We start from the raw sequence: 18,713 nt of genomic DNA, 5'->3' as shown, positions 1-18,713 counted from the left end.
TGGTTTAACCTTTCATCAACATGACAATGTTGTAAGGTTGCATCATGAACATCAAAAAGACGCCTTCGCCCCGATCAGGCAATAGACGTCTATACATACACTTACACTGTAATTCATACTCACACTCATACTTCTTTAATAAAATAAACACCTCATGTCCCAATCTTACCTCAATCTGTCACTTCAGGAGCTGAATGTGATTCGGATGGTCGTTCCTTCGCCGTACACAGATTCAAGATCAATCCGATGATTCATCCGCGTTAACACTTCTTTGGCAATATACAGCCCCATGCCTGTGGACTCTTTGAAATGCCGCCCGTTCTCCCCGGTGAAGAAAGGTTGGAATACCCGGTTTAGATCAGACTTCGGAATTCCGATGCCCTGATCCTGCACTTCCAGCGTGATAGAGCGTTCCTTTTCATATGCACGCACATAGATCTTTTGCCCGCTGCCTGCGGAGTACTTTATTGCGTTCGACAGTAACTGTACCAAGACAAAACGAAGCCACTTGGCATCGGATTGCACAACCAGCGAAGGTTCTATATGCATCTCTGGATAGACGTGATTGCGAATAAAGAATCGCTTGAGCTCATGGATCGCTTCTTCCCCAGCGGTCTTCAGCATCACAGGTTCCACACTGAAATCCTGTTCGAAGGTATCCAACCGCGCCACATACAGCACAGTCTCCAATCCCCGTCTCATCTGGTCCGCTTCCTCCCGAATGCTTATGAACCGAGGATCATCATCTTCCTGACCTTCCACGGTCAACTCAATGACGGATAACGGTGTCTTCATCTGATGGACCCACTGGTTCATGAATGTCAGATATTCTTGCTGCCGTTGTTCCAGCCGATGGAGATGGGCATGGTACTGTCCGTATTGTGAATCCAGCAGCTTTTCCAGCGCCAGTGATAAAGGACTTGTTTCGTTCAATGGTACAAATTCCTTCAGCGAATCCATCGATCGTGACATCCGGGTATAAAAGGAGCGATGTGAAAAATAACGATACACCAAATATCCGATGTATAAAAATAATCCCAACGTTACGGCATAAGCAGCCGTGATCCAATCGTTGTAACCGTCATACCAGAATACTGCAACAACGGTGAACAAGATGGCAACAACCCAGCACGTTAAAGCGAGATGTTCTCGTATAAACAATCTCATGATGGTGAAGAGGCCTTCCAGGTATTGTTCAATCGGTAACCAGAGCCTCTGACCGTTTCCAGTGCGTCCATAATACCAAGTTCGGCTAAGCGTTTACGCACCCGAGTAACGTTAACGCTGAGTGTATTGTCATCCACAAAAGAGTCATCCCACAGCTTCTCCAGGATTGTCTCTCTGCTCACAAGCTTTGGACTGCGGCGCAGTAACGTTTCCAGCAGGATCGTTTCCTTCTTCGTCAGCTGCACTTTGCGATCACCAAGCTGAATCTCCAGTCTTTCCAAGTACACGACCAAGCCGTCCAGTTCCACCTTGCGTTCTTCATCACGTGTAGCATAGTCCCCATATACCCGGCGCAGCTGACTGCGAATTTTCGCTATAACAATCTCATGCTCAAATGGCTTCGTGATATAATCATCCGCCCCGTTCTCCAGTGCCATGACCTGATCCATCTTCCCACTCCGCGCGGAGATAAACAAAATGGGGCATGTGGACAGCGTACGAATCTGGCGGCACCAATAGAAACCATCGTAACTGGGCAAGTTGATATCCAGAAGTACCACATGTGGCTGTACCTGCTCAAACTGTTGCACAATCATCTCAAAATCCTCGACCAGAACGGCCCGGTCCCCGTAGCGTTCAATATGTGATTTCAATAATCCCGCAATCTTGGGATCGTCCTCTATTATCATAATGGTATACATTATTGGATCTCACCTCTGGCAAAATCATAACACAGGATTTATTATCTAGCATCGATTTGCTTACGCCAATCCACAATATCTGCATTCAATTGCTTCAGGTCTCCAGAAGCTTTCTGATCATCGGATAACTTGTATTGTTGCTTCAGCGCCAGGATACGATATACACTTTCATCAATTCGAGACTCAGAGATCTCACCTGACTTCACCGCACTTATTAGCGTATCAAAAATCGTCTTGGCACTCTCATAACTGTGAGCTACCAACAGAATGTCACTTCCTGCTTTAACCGTTGCCAGGGCTGCCTGGTCCAACTTGAAGTTCTTCGCGATTGCACCCATACTCAGGTCATCTGTGATGACCACACCATCATACTTGAACTTCCCACGCAAATGTTCACCAATAATGACATCCGATAAGGAGGCTGGATGATCCGGATCCAGCTTCGGGAACAAAATGTGTGCAACCATGACCGCCTCTACCTGCTCCTTCACTGCGGCCTGGAATGGAATCCATTCAAGCTCGGCCAATTGTTTTTCCGTTTTATTCACGACAGGCAGATCGAGATGGGAGTCCACGGACGTATCACCATGACCCGGAAAATGTTTCACTACCGGAATAATGCCTTCTTTACGTAGTCCCTTCATCTCTGCAATCCCCATACGTGACACCAGTTCTGCCGAGCTGCCGAATGAACGATCTCCAATCACCGGGTTCTTCGGGTTACTGTTCACATCCAGCACAGGAGCAAAGTCCACATTAAAACCCGCAAGCTGAACTTGTCTGGCCAGCAATTCGCCCATTTTTTCAGCAAGCGCGCTGTCTTTCGTCTCCCCTACTTTTCTACTGGAAGGAATGGATTCCACCGTCTCCGGCATACGACTCACTTTGCCGCCCTCCTGATCCACACTCATGAAGATTGGTACCGGGTTGGACTGATTCGCTTCCTTGATGGATTGCACAAACTTGGCTGTTCCCTCTAGTGTTGATACATTGTTGGCATAGAAAATAATGCCCCCTACCTTTTGATTCGTAATCATCTGTTTGGCTTGATCATCCAACGTCGTCCCTTGAACACCGGCTAGTATCATCTGTCCAATCTTCTCTTCTAACGTTAATGAACTGAGCTGCTCCTGCACCGGATCGACTTCCTCTTGCGGTTCCTCTTGCACTTCTTCCTGCGGTGGAGCGGTATTCTGCTCCGGCGATGAGGAAGATTGCCCTGAGTTGGAGCCAGCATTGGAGCCGGTATTCGAGTCCGTTGCGGAGGAAGGTTTCTGTGCTTGGCCACATGCCGATAAAAGCAGAATGATCCCCAGCAGAAGACATATCATATGCAGTGGTTTTCTCCATTTTTTGTTCGAGTTGTACCTATAGTTGTGCAAGGATATTCATCCTCCTTATGTAATGTCATCTTGGCAACCCTTAGGTTCAGGCCTAACCTTATCACAAGGTGAATGATTTTCAAAATAAGCGCTTCTGAGGATTGAATCGTTGTGCTGACATATATGCAGCGAAAAAAATGGTTGCTATAGAACCTGAAATATGGAACTAAATGGTGTTGTGACCAAGCGCGTGCGGGACGTGTGGGGATAATCAATAGGAGCAACGGTGCAGGAAATGATTTTCTATTGTGAATTTTTCATATGTTGAAATTATTAGTATAGGTAGATCAAAAAGCCGCCAAAAGGCGGCCTATTTGTTCGTTTTTGTTTTACTTTTCGTTGTAAATCTTTGCCGTTCAGTGTTGGTTCACCTTTCACCAAATGTTCTTAGTCTTCTATTAATGGAGTGTTTGCAACACTTCCGTTGTAAATGGAATGATTTCGGATATGCGACCTTCACGAACTTTGGCAGGCCATTCGGGATCACTAAGCAGAACACGACCCAAGGCGATCAAGTCAAACTCATTATTCTCCAGCTTCTCATTCAATAGATCCAAATGGGCGTCCCCTGTTCCCTGGTTCTCGGTTGCTCTGTCCACAAATTCAGCTTCAAGCCCTACCGATCCAACTGAAATAGCTGGTTTGCCAGTGATTTTCTGTGTCCAACCCGCGAGATTCAGCTCAGATCCTTCGAATTCAGGTAACCAGAACCGCCGTGTAGAGCAATGGAATATATCCACGCCAGCAGCACTGAGTGGTGCCAGGAATTGCTCCAATTGTTCTGGCGTTTCCACCAGACGTGCTTCATAATTCCCCATCTTCCATTGGGAGAACCGGAGCACAATTGGGAAGTCAGGGCCAACCGCCGCACGACAAGCTTCTATCACTTCAACCGCAAATTGGGTTCGACGTACCAAATCACCACCATAATTGTCGGTCCGTCGATTCGTCTGCTCCCAGAAGAATTGGTCAATCAGGTATCCATGGGCTCCGTGCAGTTCAATGCCGTCAAACCCGATTCGCTGTGCATCCGCTGCCGCTTGGGCAAATGCCTGTACAAGACCTTGAATCTCCTCTTCCGTTAATAGTTCATGTGATGGTTCACCTGCCATGCTAACCCCTGACGGACTTACTGGCTCAGCTTCTGCGTTAGGCAAGTCACCGGAACGACGTGCTGTACCCACATGCCACAATTGTGGCATGATTTTGCCACCCGCTTCATGTACTGCTTTCACTACATTAACCCATCCTTGCAACGAATCTTCACCATGGAATAATGGAATACTGGCTCCACTAACCGAAGATGGATGATTAATGCCTGTACCTTCCGTTATGATGAGCCCCACTCCACCTGCTGCTCTGCGACGATAGTATTCAGCAACTTCTGGTCCAGGTACACCCTCTGGTGAGAAACCGCGAGTCATGGGTGCCATTACGATTCGATTAGACAATGTTAGCTTGTCCGAGGTGAAAGGTTTGAATAATGCTGAAGGTACGTTCATAGTACATTGCTCCTTTGCAATTGGAAGTGTGGAACTCCGCATCTACATGAAATGCGACATGCTTTTGTATATTGTAACACGTGTAATCCAGTTGACTGATTTAGGATTATTTCTCTATCCATTTTAGAGTTTCTTAATTTTATTTTCAAATTTTTGAAGTGAGTCGTTCGAACTAATCTTTTAGATAAAAAAAGAAAGCTACCTTAACGGCAGCCTCTGTTTGATCACACCATCGAAGCAGTCTGACATTCACTCTACTACATCTTAAAGTATTTTCCCGGTCACCAATAATGTGGATGCGGCATAGTATATAATCCATAATCTCCCTTCCAATTTAATTAGCATTCACGGGGATATCATTGCGATTCACTCGAAGCAATTTCCCTGATGAAGTCGATAACACATCCGGATCGGTACCGAGACCAAAGTAGAAGTCACCCTCGTTCTCTTCAAAAGACTTGGCATAGGTGTCCTGGGTAAAACGTAAAATCTCATGCCATGTGGTCAGATCCGTGGATTGGTAGACCCGATTGATATACAGATTGGCACTTTGGCGAGTATACGTAAGCACATACACCTTGCCATCACGCAACAGCACATCGGTTGGGAGCGCCTTGGCATCTGGCAGATTAACTCGTTTGGCTTGGTTAATATCTGTCATAACATTCAAAGATTTGGGCAGCAGCTGCCCATCATTGAACACGCCTCCCGCTATATAGAGCAACTTGTTATTGAAGTTAACATTTTTGCCTATTTTATTATAAGGAATCGTGCCCGTTTGATAGGTTAGTCCAGGTAACATTTTGCTACCATAGATGACAACATCCCGTTTCTCAAGCTTTTCGTTAATCTCCAGAATATTAGTTTTGTCATTCCATATTTTATTGGCAGGATACATCATACCAGATGCATATAACTTGCCATTAAGATGGAACATGGTATAAGCCCGGAAACCAAACGTATTAATGGTAGCATATTTCTGCCAAGTTTCACCTTCATTATGAGAGATTAATATCGTTGGTTTCGAGTCTGTCCCCAGCGCGGCAAACATTTTACCCTGATAAGATGCCAAATCGTATACGTGTACACCCAGCGGCAGATTGCGATATTTGGTCCACACCTCTCCATCCAGACGATAGAAGTTACCCAGTTCCCACTGTTCACTATCAGAATCATTGCCAGGAATATACAACTTATCGTTTAGTACTCTGTAGATATCAATCTGTTCCTCATCCACATACATTTTCGTTGATGGCAAGATGCCCGGGTTGCTGTTAGTCACCGACTGGGTCTTAAATTTCGCATTCGCTGTATCATAATAAATGACTGGAATAGGGCCTGAATTTGGAGCTACGCCCAGATTGCTGCTATTTCCGTGGCCCAAATATATTTTGCTGTTGTACAGTTGCATGTCCCAGACGTTATTAGCATATGGTGTTTTGGTAAAAGGTCTGCCTAGCAGTTCGATCTTCGATGTTACATCCGCTGAACTGATCGGTGCATTCGACACCTTGGCAAGCCCACGTTCCGTCGCAGGGGGTTGACTCGTTGACGTGGTGTTTTTCGGCTTGGAGTTTCCCATAAGCATCCAGCTCATTCCTGCGACAATGGTCAAAATTACGGCTGTCCATTTTGTATGTCTCTGCATGTCCGCTTCCTCCTTCATTTTTTCATCATCATTACCTTCACACCAAGATGATACAATTTGTATCTTTTTATACTATGTAAAACCACCCGCACATGCAACAAATTTCGCCCTATTTATACAAAAAAAGTAGACAATCACATCTGCTGATGTGCTGTCTACTTGTTCTTACTCTATGTGATTTCTATTCAGCTTTTACCAAAATCTTAACCTGATTTTTCTCTTTCAACAGTGCTTCAAATCCATGCTCTACCACTTCATCCAACGAAATCCGTTTGGTCACCAGCTTGTCAGCCGGGAAGAAACCTTTATCCATCAGACTGATAACCGCCGGGAAAACATCGCGATAACCAATAATGCCGTTGACCGTCCGCTCTTTCATAACAATAGAGTTCGGGTGAATCGGTGCTTCCTGTTCAAAAATGCTGACGATCATCAACTCTCCACCAATACGTGTTGAATCGATGGCTTGTTGCAGAACACGTGGAACACCGGTTACTTCATAGGCTACGTTAACGCCACCTTGTGTACGCTGATGGATCTCTTCCACGACATTAAACTGCATTGGATCAATCACAATGGCACCGAGTTCTTCGGCTTTTGCTTTCCGTTCATCCGATAACTCCACCACATAAATATCCGACGCTCCCGAAGCTTTCAGCGCTTCGATGACCAGTAGTCCGATTGGGCCTGCACCAAACACGGCTGCCGTATCTCCCACTTTTAGCTTGCTTTGGCGCACAGCGTGAAGTGCTACAGCTGAAGGTTCAACCAATGCACCTTGCTCATACGAGATTGAATCCGGAATGGCATGTACCATGTTTTCTGCAGCAGTTACATACTCGGAGAATCCTCCTCCGCCTCCAGCGAGTCCAAGGAAACCCATTTTATCACACAGATTGTATTTGCCTTGTTTACAAGCTTCGCAGTGTCCACATGCATAGATCGGTTCTACAACTACACGATCGCCCGCCTTGAAACGTGTAACGCCTTCGCCTACCTCAACCACCTGTCCTGAGAATTCATGCCCCATGACTACAGGCGCTTGTTCCCCTGTTAGTGGATGTGGTGCTTGAGCCGGAATGAAAATCGGACCCGCTGTGTACTCATGCAAGTCACTGCCGCAGATGCCGCACCATTCCACTTTTATTTTGACCTTCCCTTCTTCAGGGTGAGGTTCATTAATATTCTCCAGACGTAAATCTTTGACTCCATGCCAACGTAATGCTTTCATTCATTTCATCTCCCAGATCATAATTTGTGATATAATCGGAAACGTTTCCGTAAATTAAATATGTCACATTTTAGATACACTGTCAAACATATTTCTCCACTAATATGTCTATTTCGTGATCATATCGAGTTTAATTAAGAACGCTTACACTTTTATTAAAGTTATTTTAGCGGTATTGTTTAACCGGTGTAATCCAAGTTATTAAGATATATCCTGACAAATAATATTGCAGACGGAATGAAATATAATCATACTTCGGCATAAATCTGGTCCAATCACGGGATACTTCATGGCTCAAATGTTATAATTAAGTTATATACTTATCGTGAAGTGCATACATATCCCTAAATATTCGGAATCGTTTCCGATAAAGTGAGGTAACCGTACATTGAGGAAAGAACAGAAACTGACGATCAAAGATGTGGCTGAGCGTGCCGGCGTGGGCATCGCTACCGTATCCCGGGCCATCAACAATTCAGAAGGCATAAGCATTAAAACACGAGATAAGGTGATGCAGGCTATTGAAGAACTGGGATTTGTCCCCAACACGTCCGCGCAGAGTCTGAAAATCCGGCAAACGCACCAGATCGCGCTTGTTGTACCCGACATACGTAACGCCATCATTCCGGATATTTCCTGGTCTGTTGAGCAAACGGCGAAGCAGCATGGTTACCATGTCGTGCAGATCAATACGGCGGGCAATGCCCGAACCGAGCTGGAAACGATACGTAATGTGAAAAAATTGCATGTGGATGGATTGATCTTCATGCCTCTGGCCTATCCCAAAACGTTACCCGGACTGATTGATAAAGCGCCGCTCCCCATCTCTATGATTAACTACGGCAAGAAACTGGAACCGGGAATGAGGGCAGATATCGTCTCTCTGTCTCAACCCGAAGGCAAACTGGTGATGGAACATCTGTTCAAAATCGGCCGGACTCGAATCGCTTATGCAGGAGCACCGAAGGACATTATTGAAGAGCGCTTCCGTGCTTATGAGCAAGCTGTAGGCCATGTGGACATTTCTCTCGTCTACTTTGGTGAGGACTTTTCATTGAATACTGGTGCCAATGCTGCAGATTATTTCTACGGACTTACGCATATGCCAGATGCAGTCTATGCCATTAATGATATGGTTGCCATCGGATTGGTTAATCGGTTCAAAGAGTTAGGGGTTCGTGTACCTGAAGATGTGGCTGTTGTGGGTGTGGATAATAATCAATGGACGACCGTCACATCTCCTCAGATTAGTTCCGTGTCCATTATGGGCGAAGAAGTCGCCAGACTTGCTACCGAGCTGTTGTTAAAACGAATTCGGGAGATGAATACGACCGATTACGAACACATCCAATTTGAACCACGCTTAATCGTTCGTGAATCAAGCGTTGCCATGATTCATTCCTCCCAGCGAGGACAACACAGTTAAATTTGTTTTGGTGAGGGGATGGGTCGGTAGGAAAGAATATATTTTACGAATATCCCTTTATGCGGTGTCCTGCTACATAGATATACTAAAAAGGTGTTGCTCAGGTCTAACTCTCTCCTGGCAGCACCTTATTTGTCGTTGATTCTATATAACTATAGCAGAGTCATACTCCGCATACGTTTATTCTAAGAAAGCAGTTGCCTGATCGGTGTTCCCTTCAAGAACATCTCTATATTTCCCACGGCATGATTATAATAGATCTCATAATTGCCACGAGTTACATAACCCAGATGCGGTGTGGCCAGAACGTTGGGCAATGTGCGCATCACATGGTTAACCGGCAGCGGTTCCTGCTCATATACATCCAGACCTGCACCAGCAATCACACCACTCTGCAATGCCTCTACCATAGCTTCCTGATCGACAATGCCCGCTCGCGACGTATTGATGAGTAGCGCACTCGATTTCATTTGTTGAAATTCGGCTTGTCCGATCAGATTCCGCGTACGATCACTTAATACCAGATGAATGGATACGATGTCACTCTGTGCAAGCAATTGCTCTTTGGTCTCGGACCAGATGACACCATGTTTTTCGGCTTTCTCTTGTGTTAGATTCTCACTCCAGGCCATCACATTCATGCCAAATGCCTGTGCAATCTCAGCCATGCGAGTGCCTATCTTGCCCAAACCGAGCAATCCAAGTGTTCTCCCATACAAATCCAACCCTACAGTGCTCTGCCAGTTTCGGTTAGAGCGAAGTGCATTATTTTCCGTAACCAGTTGTCTGGACAGCCCCAGAATTAGTGCCCATGTAAGCTCCGTCGGCGGATTAGAGCTTCCCTCGGTTCCACACACAATGATCCCTTTTTGCTCCGCAGCCTTAAGGTCTATGGACGCATTGCGCATACCACTTGTAATCAGAAGTTTTAGCTTAGGGAGCTGCGAAATAACCCTCTCCGGAAATGGTGTACGTTCCCGCATCAGGACCACAATATCGAAATCTTGCAATTCCTGAATGACTTTTTCTTCCGAGCCCATATAGTTGTTGAATGTCTGAATCTCCACCCGATCCATCAACGAACTCCAGTCTGCCGACGTCAACGCAACGTTCTGATAGTCATCCAAAACGGCACAGCGCAACTTCGTATTCATCCCTGATCTCCTCCTATATCTGCTCAAGTCTTAACTGTATTGTAGCAACTCCGGCCTGATCTGCCCAATGCCCTCAGACACAGATAAGAGAAGGGAAACAACTTCCATCATCCTTGTAAAATGAGGTGCTCTGCATCAATTTCATAAGTATCATTCCGATTATTGTAACAAAGACAGCGTAACCTGGATACTCTGCTCTACAAACAAGCGGTCCGGTCTTGATTTCATCAGTACAGTCAGTCCAATCATGGATACTACCAAAGACTGTGCGACCGCATTTGCGTTCATGTCAGTAGACAACTCCCCGCTCTGTTGCCCTCGTTCTATCGTTTCTTTGAAAAGAACACCCAGGTACATCTGATGCTCCCGTGTAAGGACAGCGAATTTGGGATCATGTGGAGCCAGCTCAACCATCGTATTAATGCAAAAACAGCCGTGACTAGGCTCGTTTATACTTCCCTCTGCTCCTATATGTTCAAACAGCCCACGAAAGGCCTCTCGCACCGTGGAGCCCTGTTGAAGTCTGGCTCTGACTTGAGCCGCATGCTGAGTGGTATACCTGCGAAGTGCTGTTTCAAATAATTCCTTTTTATCGCCAAAAGCCGCGTAAAGACTGGGACGTTGTATGCCCATTGCGGTCGTCAAGTCATTTAAAGATGCCGCTTCGAACCCTTTGTCCCAAAACGTATGCATCGCTGCATCAAGTGCTTTATCCGTATCAAATTCCCGTTGTCTAACCATACAATTCACCTCTTTATGTATCGATCAGTATGTTTATATTGTAATCTCACTCTTATTACAAAGTCAAAACCTAATAACAGAAAAGGAGTTTTTAGCTATAAATGAATCGAAAAAAAATCAGGAATACAAGCGATCTCATGGTTATTTTATCGTCGTATTCTATGGGTAAATAATCTTCAGTTTAACCCTCACCCAATTCTCTGTTGACAGAATTCACGCAAATAAAGTATGGTTATCCCGAAACATAACATACCGATCAGTACATAACAGAAAGGTGACAACTACTCATGCAAACTTCTTCTCCAGATGCACAATTATCCAATAAGGATCGTCCTGCCATGTCACGGTTAGTTGCTCTTCTTTTCGCCGTGTGCAGCGGACTTGCGGTCGCCAATATTTATTACGCTCAGCCTTTGCTGGACTCCATCGCTCAAGAATTCAGCCTCTCTCCATCATCCATAGGGATTGTCATCACAGTGACTCAAATATGTTATGCCTTGGGGCTGTTCCTTCTTGTTCCGCTTGGTGACCTCTTAAATCGCCGCATGCTGATCATCATTCAAATGCTCTTATCCGTGCTTGCACTGGTTCTCGTAGGAACCGCACAATCCAGTTCACTTTTATTCACGGGCATGGCTGTCGTTGGTTTGTTAGCCGTCATAACGCAAACGCTCGTTGCATTTGCTGCACACTTGGCAGCCCCTTCCGAACGTGGTCGTATTGTCGGGTTGGTAACCAGCGGAATCGTCATTGGCATTTTGCTTGCACGAACGGTTGCAGGTACGCTGAACGATTGGCTCGGGTGGAGATCGGTGTATCTCTTCTCCGCGAGCCTTACATTACTCGGAATTGTCGCCTTATTTTTTGTTCTCCCAAGGCAGCAATCCCCACAAATGAAACAAAGCTATATCCAATTACTCGGTTCCGTCTTGCAACTGTACCGTGAGTTGCGTGTGTTACGAGTACGAGGTGTGCTGGCAATGCTGATTTTTACAGCCTTCAGCATCTTGTGGACTTCCATGGTTCTGCCACTAAGTAGCCCTCCACTGTCCCTGTCTCATACGGTCATAGGTGCATTCGGTCTGGCTGGAGCGGCTGGAGCACTGGCTGCCGCCCGTGCAGGTAAACTCGCCGATCGGGGCCTTGGGCAGAAAACAACCGGTGTCGCCCTTGTCATTCTGCTCTTGTCCTGGCTGCCCATCGGTTATGTCCATCATTCCCTCTGGTTCCTGATCCTGGGTGTTATCCTGCTTGATCTCGCCGTGCAGGCCGTACATGTTACCAACCAGAGCCTGATCTACGAAGTTCGCCCCGAAGCACAGAGCCGCCTGACGGCAGCTTATATGATCTTTTATTCCATCGGCAGTGCAACAGGCTCCATCGTTTCTACCCAAGTGTATGCATGGGTGGGCTGGACAGCCGTATGCTGGTTAGGTGCTGGCGTTAGTGCAGCAGCCCTTGTGTTTTGGATGATCGATCGTTATATGCATCGGAATCTCGATCGTTGAATTAGTCCAGTTTATTCCACACTACAATAAAGAGGGTTGCCAACGGACCAAATAACAGGGAAATCAGAAACCAGTTCCGACCACTTCTGTTTTTTCCCTGAGCCAGTCCGGCATTAATCAAGGCAAGTGTGCCCCAACCTACAAAATATTCATTATCCATCAAACGTCTTCTCTCCTTTATCCGTTTAATTCCGGCTGCTGCTCAAGTATCACTTTGAGTTTACGATTGCGACTCTCCAGAAATGCCAGCATATATCTCTTCAGCACAAGACGCTCCGTTGCCCATCCCAACAATCCAAATGGCGCTTCAAATCGAAGTGTGTCTCTCATGCAAGTCATTTGATCTCCGCATTCGCTAAAATGATGTTCATGTCGCATGCTCTTGAAAGCCCCTTTCTCCATCTGATCCACAAAGAGGAACGGTCGTTCAAACTGCACAATTCGGGACTTCAACTTCTGTCTGATACCAAAATGAGTAGCCTGAAATGTAACTGTATCCCCTGCTCCAATTCTTCCTGTGGTTACTCCTGCGACTGCTCGCTCTCGCGTATGTTGCCAGACGGTCTGAGTATGTATATTAATATCCCGGGCATAGTCAAAGCACCGTTCAATCGAGGCATGTATCGTAATCTCGGTAGTCACTTCAATCATGGCGATCGCTCCTTGGCGGGAAAAATAAGGTCTTTGCAAAGTATACGCTTGCTTTCTTGGTCGAACAACACATTTAGCATGATATAACAAAAAACGGGTCCCCTGTCTTCATACAGGAGGCCCGTTCTCAATATAAGTAAGGAATACAGATCATAATTAGATTAAATAAGCAATTCATCAATGGCAAGCGTACGCTCTTTGGAGAGATCTCGATATTCTTCAGACTCCACTTTGATGAGTGGTTTGAAAATATCAGATGTATTGTTCATGACAATAACTCCTTTTTCTCCATTGCTGAGCAATACCTGTTTCCCGATGAAATTAGGAAGCAAATGTTGCATCAATGCCTGAACCGGTTTTTCATTCAATTTACCAAATCCCATTCCATAGATATCTCTAAGGTTGTTGATCAGATTTGGATTGCTGCCTCCGTGGTTCCCGGATCTCATGCCTATATAGATATCCGCTACAGATACAATCTGGGTATATGGATGAATTTCACTTTTCTCAAGTTGCATCGGATAACCCGACCCATCTTCCCGCTCGTGATGTTGCAGAGCAACCAGTGCTGTCGCTTCATCCGTCATCGAATTTTTGATAATTTCATGACCATATATCGTGTGACGCCGCATTTCAAGCTGCTCATCAGCCGTCAACGGTTCTGTTTTGTTCCGAATCCGGTGGGAAACTTTACACTTTCCAATGTCATGCAGATAACCACCGCGACTAATCTGATAACTCTCCTTCTGAGAATATCCAAGCCAATTCGCAAGGTAGAAGGACAACAATCCTACCTGGATTGAATGTGTATAGTTATTGACGTCATCCCGCTCCAGCATCATCAGGAGATGAACGACATCTTTCTGCTCATCCAGTCCTTCAACCATCGGTTGCAGTGCATCATCCACCATGGTGGCGTTGAACTTGCCAACGGTCAGAGCTTCGAGAAAAGCATTTTGATAATTATGTACAGTCTGAATAAATTGGGACTTCAGCTCTTCTTCAGGCGGTTCTTCCTTCGTAGTTATCCCGGAAGCGTGCTTGGCGGCTGCAGCAAAAAATTCTGCTTCAGTGATTTCCTCTTCGCGTGATTCAATATCTACATAATCTACACGGTGCTGCATAAGCAAGGTGATATCCTCACCTTTGATCACAGTTCCCTTCCCGAGAACGTGTAATCCTGCATCGCTGAATGTATCCGCAGTTAGACGGTCTCCGTCTTGCAGGTTCATAATATGGATTCTCAAATCGGTATTCCCCCTGAACAATTCATTATAGTAACAGCACCCAACGGAACGGGGCCACAAAAATACCTATACTTCTTTATATCGTTATAATTCTTCATTTCATACATAGTTCAAACGACCTTAATCACAATGGTAAATACGAACGTCTAAGACTTTATCCTCACTCCAATATCCATATTAGTCCCGGTTTTAAACTTTCACACACTTTTATGCCTCATTGCCGTATCAGAGTAAGCCAAAGAAGTTCAAACGCTCCGTTTGAACTTCTTCAAATCATCTCAAATTAGATTTTGATCGAACCCAGACTAGCACCTTTAACAAAAAATCGTTCAATGCTCTTCTCGACCGAAGCATCGGGAATCAGCGGCGGTGCCTGATGGGGTTTGGTACGTGCATCAATAATCACCTGATCACAACCCCAATGCTTGTGGTCATACCCGCTGTTAACCCCATACATATCATGTGAAGGGTTGCTGCGAGTAAAGGTTGCCCATAAGAAGTTGCTGAGGTTAGCACTCAGGAACGAACTGTCGTCACATAGAATGATCATCGGACACGAGTCCAGGCCTCCCTGTTCTTTCAATAGAGATGTGAATGCTTGCATCTCCTGTGCTGTATTCGCATAACTCGTAAAGGCCGATGTCTGGATCGAAACAATACCCGGCATGATGAGCTGTGGATTCTCATAACCACGAATGTTTTTCAAAGACCCCGGCACTTCCGTGCACAACTCTCGAACCTTGTCGCCATATGCTGCAAAAACAACTTTGCTGCCGCTGTTCAGTCCTGTACCCGAGTAATCCAAAGTATCAATCGTCGTATGGGTATGGAAATGAATATCCCGCTGCATATCCATACGCTCCAAGATATAGGTTAGGAATTCAACTTCCTTGTGGGTATCCAGAGGTTGCTGATCCTCAGCAGTAATAAACAGGTACTTCGCCAGACTGAGCTGACCCGTACCCAAAATGCGATTAGCAATCGTGAGCAACTCTGTCGGCTGCTTCACCGCCTGATACGGCGTGTAACGTTCACTGCCGATTGCAAACAGCAATGGATGGACCCCTGCCGCATCGACCGCATGCACTTCTTTGACACCAGGAATCTCCTGTTTAATCGCGTCTCCAGTAATCTCATGAATCAAATCACCAAAAGCCGTATCCTCTTGCGGTGGTCGACCAACAACCGTAAACGGCCAGATAGCATTAGGTTTGGCATAGACTTTATGCACACGCATTAGCGGGAATTCATGTGTCAGACTGTAATAACCCAGATGATCCCCGAACGGACCTTCGGGTTTTGTCTCTCCTGGATAGATATCACCCGTGATGACAAAATCAGCATCGTTACTGATGCAATACCCGTCCTTGTAACTGTACCGGAAGCGACGTCCGGCGAGCAAACCGGCAAATGTCATCTCACTGAGTCCTTCAGGCAGAGGCATAACCGCTGAGAGTGTATGTGCTGGTGGACCCCCAATGAAAATGCTGACTTTCAGTGGTTCTCCTTTTTTGACCGCTTTGGCTTGATGTATACCAATTCCGCGATGAATCTGATAGTGTAATCCAATTTCTTTGTTCATTTCAAAATCATTGCCATTCAGTTGAACCCGGTACATCCCCAAGTTTGAATTCATGATGCCTGGTTTGTCCGGATCTTCCGAATAAACCTGTGGTAACGTCACAAATGCCCCACCGTCCATAGGCCAGTGTTTGATGAGCGGCAGATCCGAGATTTGAATCTCTTGCGCGGACACCGGCAGGCTAATAGATTTCTGTTTTGGCAGCGCCTGCCACGCAGCAAGACCTGTTTGGACATGCTGAAATGGCGTCTTAAGCGCCTTCATGGGATCGTCACGAACTGCCATGACCCGTTGTACGCCTTCCAGCGTACCGCGGAACATGAACTTGCTTCGTTCCACCGTGCCGAACAGATTGGATACGGCCTGGAACTTTGAGCCTTTTACATTTTCGAATAACAACGCCGGGCCTTTAGCCTCGTGCACTTTCATGTGGATCGCTGCCATCTCCAGATGAGGATCAACCTCTTCTTTGACCCGAATCAAATGACCGTGCTGCTCCAGATCGTTAATACAATCTTCCATATTGCGATATTTCATTGGATGGCTCCATTCTGTGTATGATAAATTGATTAAGTTCATAGATTCACATAACGTCTCTTCTATTTTATCAAATGATTCCCTGCTAAACAAAACTATATATGAAATTTTGTCGAGTATCCTAATATCAAAAAAGCAATATGAAGCAATCTGAATCCTGAACGCACAGGAACCGATTGTTTTCATATTGCTGCTTTCTATTCTGGCTTGCCTTAAGTTGTAATGCTCGATCTTGGGATCGTGACCATAAACTGGGTGCCTTTACCTATTTCACTCTCTACATCAATTGTACATTGATGCAATTTCAAAATTTTAATTACAATGGACAACCCTAATCCATTGCCTCGAAGCGAGCTGCTTCGCGCTTTGTCCACCATGTAGAATCGATCAAAGATATACGGAAGTGCTTCCTCAGGTATACCTTGTCCAGAATCTCTAATCACTACCTTCACGAATGAAGATGTCGTCTCAATCTCGACATGAATGGTACCCTTAGGGCCGGTGTATTTGATCGCATTGTTTATTAAATTCTGCCAGACCTGATCGAACAAATCTTTGTCCACCGTGATCTCACAGGGCAACAAGTCCAGTTCGATCTCGATGTCCTTCTGCGCCCACTGCGGCTCTGCCAGTAAAATCGCCCTTCTTAATTGTTCATCTACCTGGAATGTGGTGAAATGAACCGGATGATGCTCTGAATCCAGCGAGGCTAGCCGAAGCAGATTATCGCTGAGCCTCGATAAGCGCAGCGTTTCCTCATATATAATATCCAAATGCTCTTTCTGCTCATCTAATGGAATAACACCATCTTGTAAGGCTCTGGTGAATCCTCTAATTGATGTGAGCGGAGACTGCATTTCATGAGAGACGTTGCTGACAAAGTCATCACGAACCGAATCGATTTTTTGCAACTCACTGGCCATATGATTAAAGCTCTCCATCAGTTCCCCGAACTCATCCTGATTATTATGTTTCAAGCGAACCGACAGGTCACCTGACGACATCTCCTTCGCTGCAACCGTTAATCTCTTAATTGGTTTCACAATGTACCCGGACATGAACAGGATCAGTAGGCTACCAATGACCAGTACTGTTAATAGTGAAGTTAAGAGCGTGTTTCGCAGTGTATGAAAAAGAGAGGAGAAATCACTTTGAATCAGAAATGTGCCGATCCCCTCGTTTGTTCCGGGAACACCTATGGTCGCAATTCCATCTTTACTGGACATGAACATTGCATCGGTTGTCCCCGCCTCAAATAACGAATGAACTTTATCCTCTGGCAAGGAAGACAACACTTCACTTTGTTGATTCACGGGAGTAATATTCAAGCCGTAGCGGGCAAAAATACCCAAGCTAGATTTCACTTTTTCCGGATCATCAATCAGGTTAATCATTGTAGCGATGTCTTCAGCAAAGGTAACCATAAAACGATTCGGCGCCTTTTCGCGGGACCCGTTATTGATCATAAAGGAGAGAATTAAACTCACCAGAACAATCCCGATAAACGTAGCTACAATTCGAAGTCGCAGGCTCTTCCTCAACATGTTCATGTCCGCTCCAGACGATATCCAAGTCCTCTTATCGTTGAGATCACTAGCTCAGGTACAGGTTCAAGCCGTTCCCTTAACCGTTTGATATGCACGTCGACCGTACGCTCATCGCCTTCATAATCGATGCCCCATAGATCATCTATAAGCTGTGTACGTGTGAATATTTTCCCTGGCGAACTCGCCAGAGAAAATAACAATTCACATTCCTTCTTTTTCAATTCGATGGTTTGTCCGTCCGCAACGACCATCAGATTGCCCAAATCAATCGTTACACCGCTGATCTGAATGATATTTGATGAACTTTTGTTATATCGTTTCAATAACGATTTCACACGCAGGATTAACTCCACAGGATCAAAAGGTTTAACCAGGTAATCGTCTGACCCGGCATTAAATCCTCTGACTTTGTCCTTGGATTCTCCCTTGGCTGTCACCATCAGGATCGGAATATCCAGATAAGACCGGATATCTTCCGTCAGTTCAATGCCGTCGATTCTCGGCATCATTACATCCACAATTGCCAGGTCAACTTTCGTATGAGAGAGAAGATCTAACGCCTCTTGACCGTCTGCTGCTTCCAGCACGGAAAATTGATTCTTTTCAAGATAAATTCGGATTAATTTGCGGATATGGGAATCATCGTCAACCACCAGAATCGTGTTCATGTAACCCTATCCTTTCCGCCA

Annotated in this window: 16 protein-coding genes; 2 read left to right on the top strand and 14 right to left on the bottom strand. The window is 45.5% G+C overall.

The genetic code is table 11. The annotated features are described in order from the left end of the window. Nucleotides 1-183 precede the first annotated feature (183 nt). The 6 genes from ACETMN_RS13660 to ACETMN_RS13635 form a co-directional block, all read right to left on the bottom strand. Nucleotides 184-1,167, bottom strand: a complete 984-nt coding sequence (locus ACETMN_RS13660; protein ID WP_143786522.1) for a sensor histidine kinase — start codon at nt 1,165-1,167, stop codon at nt 184-186. Beyond that, nucleotides 1,164-1,868, bottom strand: a complete 705-nt coding sequence (locus ACETMN_RS13655) for a response regulator transcription factor (RefSeq protein ID WP_091016788.1) — start codon at nt 1,866-1,868, stop codon at nt 1,164-1,166. The genes ACETMN_RS13660 and ACETMN_RS13655 overlap by 4 nt, the downstream gene beginning before the upstream one ends. A gap of 41 nt (nt 1,869-1,909) precedes the next feature. Beyond that, nucleotides 1,910-3,250 carry a beta-N-acetylhexosaminidase gene (gene nagZ, locus ACETMN_RS13650; RefSeq protein ID WP_244660888.1) on the bottom strand — a complete coding sequence of 447 codons (1,341 nt, stop codon included), beginning with the start codon at nt 3,248-3,250 and terminating at the stop codon, nt 1,910-1,912. A 398-nt stretch (nt 3,251-3,648) separates the two neighbouring features. Next, the gene (locus tag ACETMN_RS13645) at nt 3,649-4,752 is read right to left on the bottom strand and encodes an NADH:flavin oxidoreductase (RefSeq protein ID WP_411736242.1); all 1,104 of its coding nucleotides are present in this window, start codon (nt 4,750-4,752) and stop codon (nt 3,649-3,651) included. 334 nt (nt 4,753-5,086) lie between these two features. Then, complete coding sequence (locus tag ACETMN_RS13640; protein ID WP_411736241.1) at nt 5,087-6,400, bottom strand: hypothetical protein; 1,314 nt, start codon at nt 6,398-6,400, stop codon at nt 5,087-5,089. Between the two features lie 181 nt (nt 6,401-6,581). After that, nucleotides 6,582-7,631 (bottom strand): 2,3-butanediol dehydrogenase, encoded by a 1,050-nt coding sequence (locus tag ACETMN_RS13635; protein ID WP_091016793.1) that lies wholly within the window; start codon nt 7,629-7,631, stop codon nt 6,582-6,584. A gap of 388 nt (nt 7,632-8,019) precedes the next feature. Here ACETMN_RS13635 and ACETMN_RS13630 point away from each other — a divergent pair, with 388 nt between their 5' ends. Then, entirely contained in the window at nt 8,020-9,057 is a 1,038-nt protein-coding gene (locus tag ACETMN_RS13630; RefSeq protein WP_091016794.1) for a LacI family DNA-binding transcriptional regulator, read from the top strand. A gap of 185 nt (nt 9,058-9,242) precedes the next feature. Here the strand turns inward: ACETMN_RS13630 and ACETMN_RS13625 are convergent, their stop codons facing one another. Both ACETMN_RS13625 and ACETMN_RS13620 read right to left on the bottom strand, forming a co-directional pair. Next, entirely contained in the window at nt 9,243-10,211 is a 969-nt protein-coding gene (locus ACETMN_RS13625) for a D-2-hydroxyacid dehydrogenase family protein (RefSeq protein WP_091016795.1), read from the bottom strand. 159 nt (nt 10,212-10,370) lie between these two features. Continuing rightward, entirely contained in the window at nt 10,371-10,952 is a 582-nt protein-coding gene (locus tag ACETMN_RS13620) for a TetR/AcrR family transcriptional regulator (RefSeq protein ID WP_091016797.1), read from the bottom strand. A 287-nt stretch (nt 10,953-11,239) separates the two neighbouring features. On the opposite strand from ACETMN_RS13620, the gene ACETMN_RS13615 reads away from it, so the two are divergent. After that, nucleotides 11,240-12,460, top strand: coding sequence for an MFS transporter (locus ACETMN_RS13615; RefSeq protein WP_091016799.1), 1,221 nt, complete (start codon nt 11,240-11,242; stop codon nt 12,458-12,460). Nucleotide 12,461: 1 nt separating this feature from the next. Here ACETMN_RS13615 and ACETMN_RS13610 read toward each other — a convergent pair whose 3' ends face one another. The 6 genes from ACETMN_RS13610 to ACETMN_RS13585 all read right to left on the bottom strand — a co-directional run bounded on the left by ACETMN_RS13610 (nt 12,462) and on the right by ACETMN_RS13585 (nt 18,692). After that, nucleotides 12,462-12,623, bottom strand: a complete 162-nt coding sequence (locus ACETMN_RS13610) for a hypothetical protein (protein WP_155985038.1) — start codon at nt 12,621-12,623, stop codon at nt 12,462-12,464. 14 nt (nt 12,624-12,637) lie between these two features. Continuing rightward, nucleotides 12,638-13,111: an SRPBCC family protein gene (locus ACETMN_RS13605; protein WP_091016800.1), complete on the bottom strand. Its 474-nt coding sequence runs from the start codon at nt 13,109-13,111 to the stop codon at nt 12,638-12,640. A 161-nt stretch (nt 13,112-13,272) separates the two neighbouring features. Next, on the bottom strand, nt 13,273-14,358 hold the full coding sequence (locus ACETMN_RS13600) for an HD-GYP domain-containing protein (RefSeq protein ID WP_036608620.1): 1,086 nt from the start codon (nt 14,356-14,358) through the stop codon (nt 13,273-13,275). A 283-nt stretch (nt 14,359-14,641) separates the two neighbouring features. Beyond that, nucleotides 14,642-16,477, bottom strand: a complete 1,836-nt coding sequence (locus ACETMN_RS13595) for a UbiD family decarboxylase (protein ID WP_192131918.1) — start codon at nt 16,475-16,477, stop codon at nt 14,642-14,644. A 212-nt stretch (nt 16,478-16,689) separates the two neighbouring features. Further along, nucleotides 16,690-18,021: a sensor histidine kinase gene (locus tag ACETMN_RS13590; RefSeq protein WP_179198536.1), complete on the bottom strand. Its 1,332-nt coding sequence runs from the start codon at nt 18,019-18,021 to the stop codon at nt 16,690-16,692. A 2-nt stretch (nt 18,022-18,023) separates the two neighbouring features. Next, nucleotides 18,024-18,692, bottom strand: coding sequence for a response regulator transcription factor (locus ACETMN_RS13585; protein WP_091016806.1), 669 nt, complete (start codon nt 18,690-18,692; stop codon nt 18,024-18,026). Nucleotides 18,693-18,713 lie beyond the last annotated feature (21 nt).

Source organism: Paenibacillus sp. M2, assembly GCF_046713495.1.
Taxonomy (GTDB): domain Bacteria; phylum Bacillota; class Bacilli; order Paenibacillales; family Paenibacillaceae; genus Paenibacillus; species Paenibacillus amylolyticus_B.
This window is presented reverse-complemented; position numbering and strand designations above follow the sequence as displayed.

Bases quoted from the DNA above. Each gene is read 5' to 3' on its own strand.
- ACETMN_RS13635 (WP_091016793.1), bottom strand. From the start codon at position 7,631: ATGAAAGCATTACGTTGGCATGGAGTCAAAGATTTACGTCTGGAGAAT.
- ACETMN_RS13645 (WP_411736242.1), bottom strand. From the start codon at position 4,752: ATGAACGTACCTTCAGCATTATTCAAACCTTTCACCTCGGACAAGCTA.
- ACETMN_RS13620 (WP_091016797.1), bottom strand. From the start codon at position 10,952: ATGGTTAGACAACGGGAATTTGATACGGATAAAGCACTTGATGCAGCG.
- ACETMN_RS13590 (WP_179198536.1), bottom strand. From the start codon at position 18,021: ATGTTGAGGAAGAGCCTGCGACTTCGAATTGTAGCTACGTTTATCGGG.
- ACETMN_RS13605 (WP_091016800.1), bottom strand. From the start codon at position 13,111: ATGATTGAAGTGACTACCGAGATTACGATACATGCCTCGATTGAACGG.
- ACETMN_RS13655 (WP_091016788.1), bottom strand. From the start codon at position 1,868: ATGTATACCATTATGATAATAGAGGACGATCCCAAGATTGCGGGATTA.
- ACETMN_RS13615 (WP_091016799.1), top strand. From the start codon at position 11,240: ATGCAAACTTCTTCTCCAGATGCACAATTATCCAATAAGGATCGTCCT.
- ACETMN_RS13585 (WP_091016806.1), bottom strand. From the start codon at position 18,692: ATGAACACGATTCTGGTGGTTGACGATGATTCCCATATCCGCAAATTA.
- ACETMN_RS13625 (WP_091016795.1), bottom strand. From the start codon at position 10,211: ATGAATACGAAGTTGCGCTGTGCCGTTTTGGATGACTATCAGAACGTT.
- ACETMN_RS13595 (WP_192131918.1), bottom strand. From the start codon at position 16,477: ATGAAATATCGCAATATGGAAGATTGTATTAACGATCTGGAGCAGCAC.
- ACETMN_RS13660 (WP_143786522.1), bottom strand. From the start codon at position 1,167: ATGAGATTGTTTATACGAGAACATCTCGCTTTAACGTGCTGGGTTGTT.
- ACETMN_RS13640 (WP_411736241.1), bottom strand. From the start codon at position 6,400: ATGCAGAGACATACAAAATGGACAGCCGTAATTTTGACCATTGTCGCA.